This is a genomic window from Acinetobacter sp. 802_lipA (assembly GCF_058242885.1).
Genome location: NZ_JBZAYP010000001.1, coordinates 2,223,292 through 2,237,197, shown reverse-complemented (window position 1 = coordinate 2,237,197; position 13,906 = coordinate 2,223,292). Strand labels below are relative to the sequence as shown.

Annotated in this window: 13 protein-coding genes; 9 read left to right on the top strand and 4 right to left on the bottom strand. The window is 41.0% G+C overall.

What is annotated here, in order from left to right; translation table 11 throughout:
- The first annotated feature begins 2 nt into the window (after positions 1–2).
- The 5 genes from AC4CU3_RS10950 to AC4CU3_RS10930 all read left to right on the top strand — a co-directional run bounded on the left by AC4CU3_RS10950 (position 3) and on the right by AC4CU3_RS10930 (position 5,531).
- Positions 3–1,586, top strand: coding sequence for a helicase HerA-like domain-containing protein (locus tag AC4CU3_RS10950; protein ID WP_279043857.1), 1,584 nt, complete (start codon positions 3–5; stop codon positions 1,584–1,586).
- A gap of 149 nt (positions 1,587–1,735) precedes the next feature.
- On the top strand, positions 1,736–2,944 hold the full coding sequence (gene hmpA, locus AC4CU3_RS10945) for an NO-inducible flavohemoprotein (protein ID WP_279043856.1): 1,209 nt from the start codon (positions 1,736–1,738) through the stop codon (positions 2,942–2,944).
- A gap of 89 nt (positions 2,945–3,033) precedes the next feature.
- Positions 3,034–3,483, top strand: coding sequence for an RrF2 family transcriptional regulator (locus AC4CU3_RS10940; protein ID WP_004977913.1), 450 nt, complete (start codon positions 3,034–3,036; stop codon positions 3,481–3,483).
- A gap of 103 nt (positions 3,484–3,586) precedes the next feature.
- Complete coding sequence (gene yihA / locus AC4CU3_RS10935; protein WP_004977914.1) at positions 3,587–4,447, top strand: ribosome biogenesis GTP-binding protein YihA/YsxC; 861 nt, start codon at positions 3,587–3,589, stop codon at positions 4,445–4,447.
- 139 nt (positions 4,448–4,586) lie between these two features.
- Positions 4,587–5,531 carry a metal-dependent hydrolase gene (locus tag AC4CU3_RS10930; RefSeq protein ID WP_078390011.1) on the top strand — a complete coding sequence of 315 codons (945 nt, stop codon included), beginning with the start codon at positions 4,587–4,589 and terminating at the stop codon, positions 5,529–5,531.
- 54 nt (positions 5,532–5,585) lie between these two features.
- Here the strand turns inward: AC4CU3_RS10930 and AC4CU3_RS10925 are convergent, their stop codons facing one another.
- Complete coding sequence (locus AC4CU3_RS10925; RefSeq protein ID WP_279043855.1) at positions 5,586–6,845, bottom strand: dicarboxylate/amino acid:cation symporter; 1,260 nt, start codon at positions 6,843–6,845, stop codon at positions 5,586–5,588.
- 230 nt (positions 6,846–7,075) lie between these two features.
- On the bottom strand, positions 7,076–7,948 hold the full coding sequence (locus tag AC4CU3_RS10920; protein ID WP_279043854.1) for an acyl-CoA thioesterase: 873 nt from the start codon (positions 7,946–7,948) through the stop codon (positions 7,076–7,078).
- 291 nt (positions 7,949–8,239) lie between these two features.
- Between AC4CU3_RS10920 and plsB the strand changes: the two genes are divergently transcribed.
- From plsB to AC4CU3_RS10900, 4 genes are all read left to right on the top strand, one after another.
- Positions 8,240–10,813, top strand: coding sequence for a glycerol-3-phosphate 1-O-acyltransferase PlsB (gene plsB, locus AC4CU3_RS10915; RefSeq protein WP_279043853.1), 2,574 nt, complete (start codon positions 8,240–8,242; stop codon positions 10,811–10,813).
- A gap of 323 nt (positions 10,814–11,136) precedes the next feature.
- Positions 11,137–11,577, top strand: coding sequence for a hypothetical protein (locus AC4CU3_RS10910; RefSeq protein ID WP_279043852.1), 441 nt, complete (start codon positions 11,137–11,139; stop codon positions 11,575–11,577).
- Positions 11,578–11,805: 228 nt separating this feature from the next.
- Complete coding sequence (locus tag AC4CU3_RS10905; RefSeq protein WP_490738199.1) at positions 11,806–12,087, top strand: tetratricopeptide repeat protein; 282 nt, start codon at positions 11,806–11,808, stop codon at positions 12,085–12,087.
- Between the two features lie 128 nt (positions 12,088–12,215).
- Positions 12,216–12,338, top strand: coding sequence for a hypothetical protein (locus AC4CU3_RS10900; RefSeq protein WP_413772806.1), 123 nt, complete (start codon positions 12,216–12,218; stop codon positions 12,336–12,338).
- Here the strand turns inward: AC4CU3_RS10900 and AC4CU3_RS10895 are convergent.
- A complete protein-coding gene (locus tag AC4CU3_RS10895; RefSeq protein WP_490738198.1) occupies positions 12,324–12,707 on the bottom strand; it encodes a hypothetical protein in 384 nt (127 codons plus the stop codon). The genes AC4CU3_RS10900 and AC4CU3_RS10895 overlap by 15 nt on opposite strands.
- 382 nt (positions 12,708–13,089) lie before the next feature.
- Positions 13,090–13,905, bottom strand: a complete 816-nt coding sequence (locus AC4CU3_RS10890) for an NAD-dependent epimerase/dehydratase family protein (protein WP_201706820.1) — start codon at positions 13,903–13,905, stop codon at positions 13,090–13,092.
- Position 13,906: the final 1 nt, after the last annotated feature.

Here is a 13,906-nt window from a genome sequence, read left to right as displayed (position 1 = left end):
GTATGAGCACCCCGATCATCATTGCTAAGAAAACCACAAATACCCAACAAGATGTTGTTCTACACTCGAAGTTTGCCAACCGTCATGGCTTAATTGCAGGGGCAACAGGGACAGGTAAAACCGTAACCCTGAAGATGTTGGCTGAAAGTTTTTCCAGACTCGGGGTGCCCGTATTTTTAGCCGATGCCAAAGGCGATGTTTCCAGCTTAGCGCAGGCAGGCGCATCCAATCCCAAATTTGATGAACGCATTAAAAGTTTAGGCATCGACAGCATTCCCTTTGCTGCATCCCCCGTGGTGTTTTGGGATTTATTTGCTGAACAAGGTCATCCTATTCGTACCACGATTACCGAAATTGGCCCGCTGTTGCTGGCACGTATGCTGAATTTAAATGACACCCAAGAAGGGGTACTTTCTGCGGTATTTCGTATTGCAGATGATCAAGGCATGTTACTGATCGACTTTAAAGACTTAAAAGCCATGATTGGTTATGTCAGTGAACATGCCGCAGAGTTTAAAGCCGAATATGGCAACCTATCTCCTGCCAGCCTTGGTGCGATTCAACGGAATTTATTGGCACTAGCTGATCAAGGCGGTGATCAATTCTTCGGAGAGCCCAGCTTAAATATTCTCGACTTTATTCAGACCGACAGTAATGGTCGTGGCTATATCAATATCCTAGCCGCAGACAAACTCATGAACACCCCAAAGCTCTATGCCACTTTTCTGCTCTGGATGCTTTCAGAATTATTTGAACAGCTGCCTGAGGTTGGCGATATGGACAAACCTAAGCTGGTGTTCTTTTTTGATGAAGCGCATTTGCTATTTGATAATGCCAGTGCAGCGCTGCAAGAAAAAATTGAACAAGTGGTGCGTCTGATCCGCTCCAAGGGGGTGGGTATTTACTTTGTCACGCAAAACCCACTGGATTTGCCTGAAAGCGTGTTAGGGCAGCTCGGAAATCGCGTACAACATGCCTTACGTGCCTTTACCCCGAAAGATCAAAAAGCAGTTAAAACAGCTGCAGACACCTTCCGTGCCAATCCTGAATTTAAAGTTGAGCAAGCCATCACTGAACTAGCTGTGGGTGAAGCTTTAATTAGTTGCCTAGATGAACAAGGCACGCCGCAAGTCGTAGAGCGTGCATGGGTGATGCCACCCTATTCGTCTTTCACTCCGATTAGCCCAGAGCAACGTCAAGCCTTGATTTCACAAAGTATCGTGGCAGGCATTTATGAAAAAAGCCTAGACCGTGAAAGCGCTTTTGAACTTCTACAAAATAAAGTGGTTGAACGCCAACAACAAGCTGTACAGATAGAGCAAGAGAAACAACAAACCAAAGAACAAGAGGCGCTAGCGAAACAGAAGGCCAAAGAAGCTGAAACACTAGCGAAGCAACAAGCACGTGAGCAAGAGCGGATTGCGAAAGAACAGCAAAAAGAAGCTGAACGTGAAGCAAAACAGCGTGAGAAGCTAATTCAAGACACAGTAGGAACTTTTGCCAAAAGCGCCGCACGTAGTCTCGGGGGCAGTACGGGACAAAAAATCGTCCGTGGTTTACTCGGCTCATTGTTTGGTCGTAAGTGATCTACTTTTTAAATCTAAAAATCAAAATTTATAGGATATTCATATATCCCATATAAAAGTTAAGCTTTTCTTTAAAGATGTATTTACATTACATCCTTAAAGGTATATTTTAAATACATCTTATAAATGATAGCCAAGAGAGATCAAACATGACTCCGCAGCAAATTGAACTTGTAAAAGCAACTGTTCCTGTCCTTCGTGAAAATGGTGTCGCACTCACAGGTTATTTTTATAACCGCATGTTAGGCAACAATCCTAATTTAAAAGAAACCTTTAATATGGGGCATCAACGCAGTGGTGCTCAAGCCCAAGCTTTGGCGGGTGCTGTGTTGGCCTATGCAGAAAACATTGAAGATCCTTCAGTATTACTCCCTGTGGTTGAGCTGATTGCCCACAAACATGTCAGCTTGAATATTCAAGCACCCGACTACAATATTGTTGGGGAAAACCTCCTCCATTCGATTAGTGAAGTTTTAAGTATTTCAATGGAGGATCCATTGATTGATGCTTGGGCTGCGGCGTATGGTCAATTGGCTGATTTATTCATTAGCACTGAAAAAGCGATTTATGAGCAACATCAACAAACCAAAGGGAGCTGGTTAGGCTGGCGCAACTTTAAAATCGCGAAGAAAGTGGTTGAAAGCGATGAAATAACTTCTTTCTATCTTGCCCCTGTGGACGGTGGTGATTTACCAAAATATGAAGCAGGTCAGTACATTTCAGTACGTGTATTTGTTGAGGAACTTGGTCTAAAACAACCTCGCCAATACACCCTTTCAACCAGCCCTCAAGCTGACTATTTACGTATCTCGGTCAAACGCGAAGATGAAAAAGGTGATTTGGCGGGAGGCTGGGTGTCAAATACTCTGCATGGTTTAGCCGAAGGTGCTGAAATTGAAGTGTCTGCACCAACAGGTAACTTCTACCTGATTGACCCAAATAAACGCAATGTCTTTATTAGTGGTGGTGTAGGCCTCACGCCAATGGTGGCGATGCTGAATCAATTGGTGACTTTGGATATGCCAGAGCCTGTGACTTTTGTGCACGCCTGCCGTAGCAAACAAGTGCATGCCATGAAACAACATATTCATGACTTAAAAGCCAAATATCCACGTTTAAGTACCTTTACTGCATATGAGTTCCCACATCAAAGTGATGTTTTGGGTCAAGATTATGATGCGAAGGGTCGCCTTGATTTGAGTACCATTGATAGCGCAATTTTACCTGTTCAAGCAGACTACTACTTATGCGGCCCAATGCCATTTATGGCAGAACAACAAAAAGCCCTGATTGCCCGTGGTGTTCCTACTGAAAATATTCACAGTGAAGCTTTTGGCACAGGTGGTGTTCACCACTAACCCATGCCATCAGCATAAAATAGAGAGGGTTAGTCAGGTTATGCTAGGCTAGCCCTTTGTTTTTTTGCTTATCAACGATCAGTACCCTCATGCAGCTCAATAAATTTACCGATTATGCTTTGCGAATTCTGATGTATGTTTCACAGCCGAAAGCGCTGCCGCATACCATCGCAGAACTGGCACAAGCTCTACAAGTGTCTGAAAACCACTTGATGAAAATCGTACACTTTATGGCGAAACAGCAGTGGATTATTACCGCACGCGGTCGTGGCGGTGGGATTCGACTCAATCCAGAAACCCTACATTTAAGACTGGGCGAAATTGTGCGGGTCTTGCAAGCGGATCAGAATATAGTGGAATGCAATACCCCGCCTTGCGTACTCCGTTCGAATTGCGGACTGAAAGGGATCTTAGATCAAGCGCTAGACCAGTTCTATCACAGCTTAGACCAATATACCTTAGCGGATGTACTGGGTACTGAAGCTCAGAATAAGTTCACGACCCACTCGCCGATTAACCTGATCAATCTCGCCGATTAAGGTCTTTTATAGACAAGATTGCGGACTTTACGCTGCAAAGGTCGATTGCCCGCTCGACTTCCATTATAATGGCTGATTGTAGATCATAAATTGAAGTTGAGTTATGCACCACAGCCGAGGAAAATCCAAAAACAGTAAAATTGCTGCTGCCCCAAAGCAAAAAATTAGCTATGAAAAAAAGGTAGATTCTGCAGTTACTGAATATGCTGTGCGCGCTCTCAACTGGCTGCGTAAAGCAGAGTTTTTAATGAGTGCTCCGAAGCTCAACCTGTGTGTAGAAGATACAGGCTATGAAATTGCCTTTGCGGGTCGTTCAAATGCAGGTAAGTCTAGTGCTATCAACGCCTTAACCAACCAAAAGCAATTGGCTCGTGCCTCGAAAAGACCGGGTCGTACGCAGATGATTAACTTTTTCAGTCTGGGTAATCCTGACCAACGTCTCGTCGACTTACCTGGTTATGGTTATGCAGCCGTGCCTGAAGCGATGAAAATCGTGTGGCAAAAAGAGTTAGAAAATTACTTGATTCAGCGTAAAAGCTTACAAGGCTTAGTCTTGTTGATGGATATTCGTCATCCACTACAGCACTTTGACGTGATGATGTTGGAATGGGCTTATTCACGTAAATTGTTTGTGCATGTACTGCTAACCAAGTCCGATAAACTCAACCGTGGCCCTGCCTCTAAAGCATTGCAAGAAGTTAAAGCCCAATTGAAAAAGATGAAACTGGATTTCTCAATTCAATTGTTCTCTTCCCTCAATAAACAAGGCCTAGAAGAACTGGCAAGTGTGATGGGCGGACGACTCAATTTTACTTTAGACCAAGCCCAACACTTTGACTTAAGCAGCATTCCAGATGCAACAGCCGATGAGCTGGATGCAGACGAATTCGATGAAGATCCTGAAGCCGCTATGGATCTTGATGCTGAAGACGATGTGGAAACCAAACCACAGCCTGAGGCTTAAGTTTTAAACGCCAACCTAAAAAAGCATCATCTATTGCTGTATCTGTGTCCCCTATTGCTAATCGCAATCGGGGACTTTTTTTATACTGACTTTATTCAGCTCGTGAAAAAATTCAACACATATAAAAATAGGTCAGCATATGAAATTATGGTCTCGATTGAAAAAAAACAAAATTCGTTCCTCTATTGCCTACACAATTAAGCCCCGCAAAGTTAAATTTGAGTGGCAAGACAGTCCGATTGATTGGATTCCCAACCAACCTTTTGCCAGCTATTTCATCAATGAAATTAATATGATCCTGCCCGCAGGTGAGTTCTGGTTCTGCCGCCTCTATAACAAAGTCTTACCACAAATTAGCGATGAAAAACTGAAGCAAGATGTACAAGCCTTTATCCGCCAAGAAGCCATGCATGCGCAGGCACACAACTCAGCCAATAAAGAGTATCTCAGCCAAAGAAAGATTGATGTCTCCCGTAATCTAGAGTTGATGGATTTCTTATTTGGAAAATTACTGGCCGATAAACCACTAGATCTCACTGTACCTAAAGCACTTGAGCACCAGTGGGATCTGTTTCGACTCGATATTATTGCCACGGTGGAACACATGACCTGTGTCCTTGGAAAATATGCACTGGACAACACCGAATGGGAGAAAATGGGCGCTGACCCTGCGATGTTAGACTTGATCAAATGGCACGGCGCAGAAGAAATTGAACACCGTACCGTCGCATTTGATTTGTACCGACATTTAGGCGGGGGTTATATTGCGCGCTATTATTTGAGTCTGGTGGTGATTGCTGCCGTTCTGGGCTTATGGGTCGATGGTGCAGCTCATATTATGAAACAAGATGACCGCTTTAAGTCGATTCAACCCAGTCTGTTTAAACCTTGGATTTGGCGTGAGTGGCTGTCTATTTCTAAACGGAATCATCAAGTTTTACCAAGTCCGTTATGGCTCATCTCACAGCAATTTGGCTATTTAGTGCCGTGGTATGACCCTGTACACGAAGCCAAAACAGAAGATGCGATTGCCTACTTAGACCAATCCCCAGCGGCTAAACGTGCCATGCTCAAAGTCGCTTAAATCCTAAAATAAAAAAAGCAGCTTAATAGCTGCTTTTTTATTTTAGAGCAAAACTTAAGACGGATTCGATAAATTGGGCAAAGGTGCATCCAGATCCTGGGTATGTCGATCCACCACCACACTAATCATCATGTCACCTTGTACATTCACCACAGTACGCACGGTATCCAGTAAGCGATCAATCGGTAATAAAATCGCAATCGCTTCAGCAGGAAGCCCGACAGACTGCAATACCATAATCATAGTGACCATGCCTGCACTCGGAATCCCTGGAGCACCTAAAGAAGCAATCATCGCCGTCAGACACACCACCAGCTGCTGACTCAAGGTCAAATCGAGTCCCATCAAGTTGGCAATAAACAAAGCCGCCGCTGCCTCATACAGCGCAGTACCATCCATATTGAGCTGCGTCCCCAACGGAATCACAAAGCCTGCCGTTTGCGGACGTACACCAAGATTTTCTTGCGCACACTTGAGGGATAAAGGCATAGTTGCCGAGCTTGAACTGGTGGCAAAAGCCGTAATCAACGCCACACGCGTGCCTTTAAAAAAGGTCATCGGGTTCATCTTGCCAAAAATCCACAGTAATAGCGGCAAAACCACCAGACCATGAAAAATGGTAGTGCCCGTTACCACAGCCGCAAACTCTGCCAAACGACTCAATACAGAAATGTCTTCAGTGGCAATCAACTTAGCAAGTAAGGCAAAAATTCCTAGCGGGGCTAGCTTCATCACCCAACCAATCATCAACATCATGATGTCAAAGAACTGTTGACTCAGCTTACGTACGGTACGGAATTTTTCGCCGCCCTTGACGAGTGCCACACCTATGAACAACGCAAAAACCACTACCGCTAAAACATTGCCTTCGGCAAAGGCTTTGAAGGGATTAATCAGCGTATTTTGAATAAAGTTGGTGAAGAACGAAGATGGGGTGAGCGTATCTGGAGTTTGATGAGCGGCCATGGCGTCTTGGAACATGGCGATATCGACACCTTTGCCGACTTCAAATAAATGCGCGCAGCTTAAACCCAATATCAAGGCCAAAGTCGTGGTGGTGACACAGCATGCCACCGTAATTTTCCAAACACGGGAGAGCTGTCCGCCCGCTTGCAAGTTGGATACTCCCACCACAATTGAGCTAAAAATGAGGGGAATCAATAGCATTTTTAACAGACCAATAAAAATACTGCTGACCACCCCGATTCCATACAAACTCATCTCTAAAAAAACGGTACCCGGGAAAAGATTGAGAACAAATCCGAAGATGACCCCAAAGATCGCTGCAATTAGAATTTGCGTGTTTAAGCTCATAGCTTCATGCTTTTCAAAGATTTCTTTGGGAAACTATGCCATGTGAACAGGTGAGAATCGAGCATTTTTTTGTCACAAGTACTGCACATTTCCCCATATACCTCTCCCCAAAAGATGAGACCATTACAATTCAAGCTCAACTTCTAGCTCTGCTCTGACCACCTTTCAGTCATAAAGTCGGTCATAAAAAAAGCTGAGTCATATCACTCAGCTTTTTCTGTACTTAGGCTTTATTGGGCTTCGATTTCACGGAGCCGAATCAAACCTTCTTGAGTGGTACTACACACCAACTCACCGTTTTGCCACATTCGTCCAAAGTTTAAACCACGTGAACTGGCACTGACTGTGGCGTCCATGTCATACAGCATCCAGTCATCTACACGAAAGGGTTTATGGAAATACATAGCATGGTCGATACTCGCACACTGCAAACTTGGCGAAAGATAACTTAAACCATGTGGGCGCAGTGCCGTGGTCATTAAAGTGAAATCTGAATAGAATGCTGCAATTGACTGATGCAACGAAATTTCATCCACTTCTGCTGCAATGCGGTCATGCGTGCGAATATAGTGCGCATACACAGGTGCTTCAGGCTGCGGTTGATACGGGTTCTGTGGATTGATGGGACGAATTTCCACATGACGATCCCGCATGAAACTTGCACGCACATTTTCAGGCACAAATTCCACCATCATTTTTTTCAGTTCAGCCTCAGACTTTAAAGACTCTGGTGCTGGATACTCAGGCTCACCGATTTGGTAATTCAGCCCTTCTTCATTGTCAGCAAAAGACACCATGCACATAAAGATGGTTTTACCATGCTGAATAGCACGCACTTGGCGACTGACAAAACTACGGCCATCACGAATTCGATCAACTTCATAGATAATCGACGCGTTCACATCGCCACCAAATAAAAAGTATGCATGTAAAGAATGAGCTGGACGATCCGTCGTATATGACGCCGCACGTAGGGCCTGACCTAAGACTTGTCCGCCAAAAACACGCTTCCCAACCAAATTACGGCTTTGTCCACGAAAGATATTTTCCTCAATTTTTTCGAGGCTCAGTAATTCAACCAACTCTTGGGTTAAGGCATTCATAAGCAACCTACTTAATGGTGAGAGACCAGATTTTTCTGTAAAGTGATGAGGTGTGATATCGATATTAAAATCTATTTTGCCATAAATTCAGACTAAAACCCTATAGATTACTTGACTGAGTTGTCATAAGTTTTTTCCGTTATTTCCCACTAAAAATACGATTTTTAACGATAAAATTCACCATATAAAACAAATTTGTCAGGAAATGACATACGGTTTATGTTTACAATTACGCAAAATAAATACCCCTTCAGACAAACTGCGGGATTGGTCATTTAAGCAGGAGTGTATATGTCCAAAAGTGGCTTTGGTCAAATGTATAGAAAGCTTTCAAGTAAGCTTCTTGACCTCATAGTAACCCCACATGTATTGGGTGAGGTTCCAACAGAACCGACAGCAACAGATGCTGACCCAGCAGCTTCAGGCCATCCCAAAAAAATTGTCTGTTATGTGCTTCAAAATCACTCACGCAGTAACGCGCTGTTGGTGGATGGTGAAACACGTCGTTTAAAGCTTGCTCCTGCACTCGATCCTTTGGTCGTGGGGACACATCAAGAAAAAGCATCGATCGTGTTTTTACAGCATAATGATGAAAATAATTTACTTAACCCTTCACCACACACCTTTCCACCGCGCTTATTACGTCTCGTTGAAGCTTTAGAACAACAACCCGATTTAGACGTGGAACTGGTACCTGTGACGGTACTGTGGGGACGTTCACCAGATAAAGAAGACTCTTGGTTTAAATTGTTATTTACCGACACTTGGGCAACTCCAAGTACGGTGAAACAGCTGATGAATATCGGTTTACATGGTCGTCAGTCATTTTTAGAGTTTCATGAAAGTCAGTCTTTACGTGCTTTGGTTGACTTTGCAAAAACCACCTATCCGAATTTATCCCCTGCGACCTACATTCTAAATACCTTAAATAATCAGCTCGATGCACACCGTGAAGCGGTACTCGGTCCCGATCTTTCGGACCGTCGCAACGTGATGCATTCATTGATTAAAGCCAATGATGTACAAGATGCGATTCGCCGCGAAAGTATCCGCGGCAAAATTAGCATGTTGGATGCTGAACGTCGTGCCATTGGTTATGTCAATGAAATCGTATCGGACTACTCACATTCAACCATCCGTTTTGCGGAAATGGCGCTGGCACGATTATGGACGCAGCTCTATGACGGGGTTGAAGTTCATAACTTCAATACGGTCCGTGAGCTGGCTAAAGACTACGAAATTGTGTATACCCCATGTCACCGTAGCCATATCGACTATTTACTGCTGTCTTATGTGGTGTATAACCGTGGTTTGATGGTGCCTTATATTGCTGCGGGCGATAACCTGAATATGCCATTTGTTGGGCAAATTTTACGTGGTGGCGGTGCATTCTTTATTCGCCGTACTTTCCGCGGTAACGCGCTCTACACTTCGGTCTTTAAAGAATACCTATATAGCATTTTGTCGCGTAACACGCCTTTGGAATACTTCATCGAAGGTGGTCGTTCACGTACAGGTCGTCTGCTACCACCAAAGACAGGTATGTTAGCCATGACGGTGCACAGTCACTTGCGTGGGCGTGCCAAACCGATTGTCTTTGTTCCGACCTATATTGGCTATGAACGATTGATGGAAGGTGCAACCTACGTCGGCGAGATGAACGGTAAACCAAAAGAAGCCGAGTCTGTCTTTGGGATTCTGCAAACCTTACGCAAAATTGAACGTATTTTCGGAAAAGTACATCTCAACTTTGGTGAACCCGTTTTCCTCGATGACATGCTGAAAAAGCATGGCGCTGAGAATGTACAAATTGCTAAAAATGATGATCCAATTCCGCAAGAAGTCTCTGATGCCGTCAACAGTTCTGCACATGCGATTTTAGAAAATATTAACCGTGCGGCTGTGGTGAATCCTGTTTCATTACTATCTTTAGTTCTGTTGGCCACTGAGAAGCATACGCTTGATGAAAAAATCTGCATCAAACAGCTCGATACCTATCGCAAGTTGTTGACGACACTTCCTTATGATGAGCGCCTCTTGGTAACACCATTATCAGGTAAAGAAATCATTGCTTATGGTTTAAAGCTAAAACTGATCAAACGCGTCAATCACGTACTGGGCGACATTATTGCGATTGCGGACAATCAAGCGGTACTGCTGACCTACTTCCGTAATAACATTTTGCATGCCTTTGTATTGCCATCACTCGTTGCCGCTTTGGTTGAACACAATGGAACCATTGGCCGCGGTGATTTAATCAATGTGATTCGCACGCTATATCCGTTCTTAAAAGCAGAATTGTTTTTAAAATGGGAAGATGCTGAACTCAAAGATCAAATCTGCGCTTATGTAGACGGTTTGATTCAAGCTAAACTGATTTCTGAAGATGCCGAAGGCCACTTGATTTCCCCTGCTCCAAACAGCGAAGATCATAACCAATTGGTGGTATTGGCTGCGCCAGTCATGCAGAGTCTTGAGCGTTACTACATGACGCTTGCGCTGATTACGCAACGAGGTTCTGGGAACATTTCAGCACGTCAGGTTGAAGAGCTCAGTCATTTGGTGGGTCAGCGTCTTTCGGTACTGTATGAGTTCAATTCACCTGAATTCTTTGATAAAGCCCTGTTCCAAAGCTTCATCAAAGTGTTGACGCAACAGGGTTATATCAGCACCAACTCAGACAACGCGATTGTGTTTGATGAGAACTTTCAAAACGTTGCGCAATATGCCAACTTGGTGCTAGATGATGTCACGCTACAAATGTTGCAACACATCACCACTTTCAGCGATGAAGAACTGAAAGACACGCTCGACAAAGTAGCTGCAGAACAAGCGAAGAAACGTTTGAAACGTAAGAAGAAGTAATTTCTTTTTAAAAGCATAGGTATCTACAAAATGTAGGTGCCTATGCTGTTCAACAAGAAAATACTAAATAAAAAATTTAAGCCAATATAGGTTAAATAGATAAATAGTTGAGGAATACTTTTTATAAATTTGGACTTTACCTAATTCTATTTATGATCCATATATTCATGAATTAGCAAGAAATATAAACTTTAAAATTAAATACTGAACAACAAGCTAGTACAACCAATCATTAATGATCCAGTAGGATATAGATTAGTTTCAAATATAACTCTAATTCCAGTAGCTCCACTGCTTTTTTTAATTTACCAAAGTATACAATAATGAAATATATAGTTTTTTTAAGTATTTTATTGGCATCATTCTCAATTATAGGTTGTAAAGAAAAACGTGTTCGTTACTTTCAATACGAAATTCTAAATAATGAAAGTATTTGTTCATTGAAACCTAAGGAGATTTTTGAGTCTAAAGAGTTTTCAATGTTCGATACATTTTTTAAAGATATGGATGGAAATCCTAATGATGAATTATCAGAAACTATTTATAAAGAAAGTTTAAAAAATCTATCTAATATAAGTAGTAAATATATTTTTTGTTTCCCAAAGAGTAGTTTGAAATCAGATTTTTTAGAAACGTATATTCAAGTTGAACTACAAAGAGGGAAAACTTTTCGACAATACGAATTTAAAAATTATTTTTGCATAAAAAATAATGACTTAATTAATTTTATTGAAAAAGAAGAAAGTATAGAAGTATGCGAATAATGTTATTTCTCATACAGTTAACATAATACCTCTTACGCTATATTATTAATTTTTTATATAAATACCAAAACTTTAATTAAAATATGCCCAAGAGCTCATCTCACTAAAACCAGTTTTTACTGGGCTTTGGCTTTGTTGCATAAATATGTAAGCATCTGATTTAAATAAATTTAATTTTGGATCAAAAAATAATCAAAACTTTTAAAATCATATAGTTATGAAATCTTTGTGCAACAAAGCCCTGGGCTTTTACTAACAACGCCAAATAATCATCAAAGCAATGGGAATGCTGTCATTCAAAATGATTTAACAGCCATGTTAACTAAGGGAATAGGTACAGATAAGAATCCTGAGAAAGTATTGTTTTGGCTTAATAAAGCTGCGGAACAAAATTTTCCCGAAGCTCAATATAATTTAGGGTTAATGTATGACTCAGGGAATTACGTTACTAAAGATAGAAAAAAAGCCTTAGAATTTTATCAGTTAGCAGCTAAGTCTGGATTAAGTTAAGCTCAATATAATTTAGCTAATGCTTATCGTGATGGTGTAGTTGTTCAGAAAATGAAGAAAAGGCTCTAGAACTTTATCTTAAAGCAGCAGAACAAAACCTACCTGAAGCTCAGAATAATGCAGCATATATATATGCAAATACTTATAATGATTTAGAAAAAGCAAAATTTTGGTTTACTAAATCATATGAAAATGGCAATGCGGCAGCAGGTGAAGCTTTAAAAGAGTTGAATGAACTATCTTCTAATTAAATCATAGAATAACGCACATGAAACAACTATAACTATAGTAATAATTACTCCTTGTATTTCAAATAGTATAGATAAAAATGAAGATGTACCAATTTTAAATAAATCATTTGAAATTAGTATTTTACTATTACTTATATTTGCATATAATGGATAATTATTCTTATTGTATTCATTCCATAGCACTTCATTTTTTTCTTTAAGTTTTTCACAGTTGTCTAAAAGATTGATTCTATATACTCCAAAAAGTTTTTCGTTTTCTTCAATATATTTCTTTTTATCAAAAGAATATTCATACTTGATGTATCGATAAGCAGCTCTATCGATGCCCCTCCTCCAAGGTTCACTTGAACAATAAGTATATGTTTCCATAATCTTAAAATTATTAACTTTAACCCAATTACTATGAGTCATTAAAAAAAAATTATTTTTTAATAGTGGCGATGATGTTATAAAAATAATAAGTATCAATATCGATAAAATAAACATTAGATAAAATTTGTAATTTCTCATCTTTTTCCTATCATCAATTTTTTGAATTTTGAGTAGTACATAATTTAGGGGATTATCAATACTTTTAAAATCAAAATAATACACCTTATACGAAATTCTTAAAATTTTCCTATAAGCATCAATATCTTAATAAAAGCCGTTCTAGGGTTAAGCGCACTGGAACGGATTTGTCATGATTCTTCACGTTCCACAGCCATTTTCCAAACGATGCTTCACATTTTTTATGAGTAAAAATAAAAAATTATTTTGACTCACGCTCTGCTAACAACGCCAAATAATCATCAAAGCAATGCGGATGCTGTAATTCAAAATTCATCTGCTGCATCCGCGTAGCATAAATTTGCTTGCCTGATGGCATATTGCTTTCCAAAACCAAAGCTGGAAATCCTAACTGCTGTTGAAACCATTGAATAATTTCATGTAAAGGCAATGGTTGGCTATTGCTGCAAATGTAAGACTTTTCAGTATGTTCCACGTGAAGCAAGTGTGCTAGAAAAGCAACCAAATCATCAATATGAATTCGGTTCGACCAATGCAGTTTTGGATAAGACTTTGTAGTTTCTGCAAGTTTAATCATACGAGTAACTGAGGTTCCATAAATTCCTGTTGGACGCACAACCACACATTCAGATGGATAAGCCTGTTGCCACAAAGTTTCCATATTCAATAGCACCTGCCCTTGCACATCGCTCGGCTGGGGACACGTGTCATCATCAACGCGCTCACCTGCACTTTCACCATAAACACGTGTGGAAGAAACCACGATCACTTTTTTTAAAGGATGACTTTCTAAGGCTTGTAGCATGGGTGCAATCGAGTCTACAAAAGTTCGCTGATACGCCTCCACCGTAGTGCCCTCAGGCGAGAGTAAGATATATACGGCATCAATCGGTGCGACTTGAGACAAATCCAACTGATGAATATCTTGAATCAAATGCTCAGCCCAATCATCTGATTTCGGACTTCGGCTAATTGTGGTAATTTGGTGGCCTTGCTGAAATAACTGTTTAGCAACACGCTGAGATGTTTTACCATAACCTATAAATAAAATATGCATT

What these genes read in the sequence shown, in the direction of transcription:
- AC4CU3_RS10950 (WP_279043857.1), top strand. Translation starts at nt 3, where the DNA reads ATGAGCACCCCGATCATCATTGCTAAGAAAACCACAAATACCCAACAA.
- hmpA (WP_279043856.1), top strand. Translation starts at nt 1,736, where the DNA reads ATGACTCCGCAGCAAATTGAACTTGTAAAAGCAACTGTTCCTGTCCTT.
- AC4CU3_RS10940 (WP_004977913.1), top strand. Translation starts at nt 3,034, where the DNA reads ATGCAGCTCAATAAATTTACCGATTATGCTTTGCGAATTCTGATGTAT.
- yihA (WP_004977914.1), top strand. Translation starts at nt 3,587, where the DNA reads ATGCACCACAGCCGAGGAAAATCCAAAAACAGTAAAATTGCTGCTGCC.
- AC4CU3_RS10930 (WP_078390011.1), top strand. Translation starts at nt 4,587, where the DNA reads ATGAAATTATGGTCTCGATTGAAAAAAAACAAAATTCGTTCCTCTATT.
- AC4CU3_RS10925 (WP_279043855.1), bottom strand. Translation starts at nt 6,845, where the DNA reads ATGAGCTTAAACACGCAAATTCTAATTGCAGCGATCTTTGGGGTCATC.
- AC4CU3_RS10920 (WP_279043854.1), bottom strand. Translation starts at nt 7,948, where the DNA reads ATGAATGCCTTAACCCAAGAGTTGGTTGAATTACTGAGCCTCGAAAAA.
- plsB (WP_279043853.1), top strand. Translation starts at nt 8,240, where the DNA reads ATGTCCAAAAGTGGCTTTGGTCAAATGTATAGAAAGCTTTCAAGTAAG.
- AC4CU3_RS10910 (WP_279043852.1), top strand. Translation starts at nt 11,137, where the DNA reads ATGAAATATATAGTTTTTTTAAGTATTTTATTGGCATCATTCTCAATT.
- AC4CU3_RS10895 (WP_490738198.1), bottom strand. Translation starts at nt 12,707, where the DNA reads ATGGAAACATATACTTATTGTTCAAGTGAACCTTGGAGGAGGGGCATC.
- AC4CU3_RS10890 (WP_201706820.1), bottom strand. Translation starts at nt 13,905, where the DNA reads ATGCATATTTTATTTATAGGTTATGGTAAAACATCTCAGCGTGTTGCT.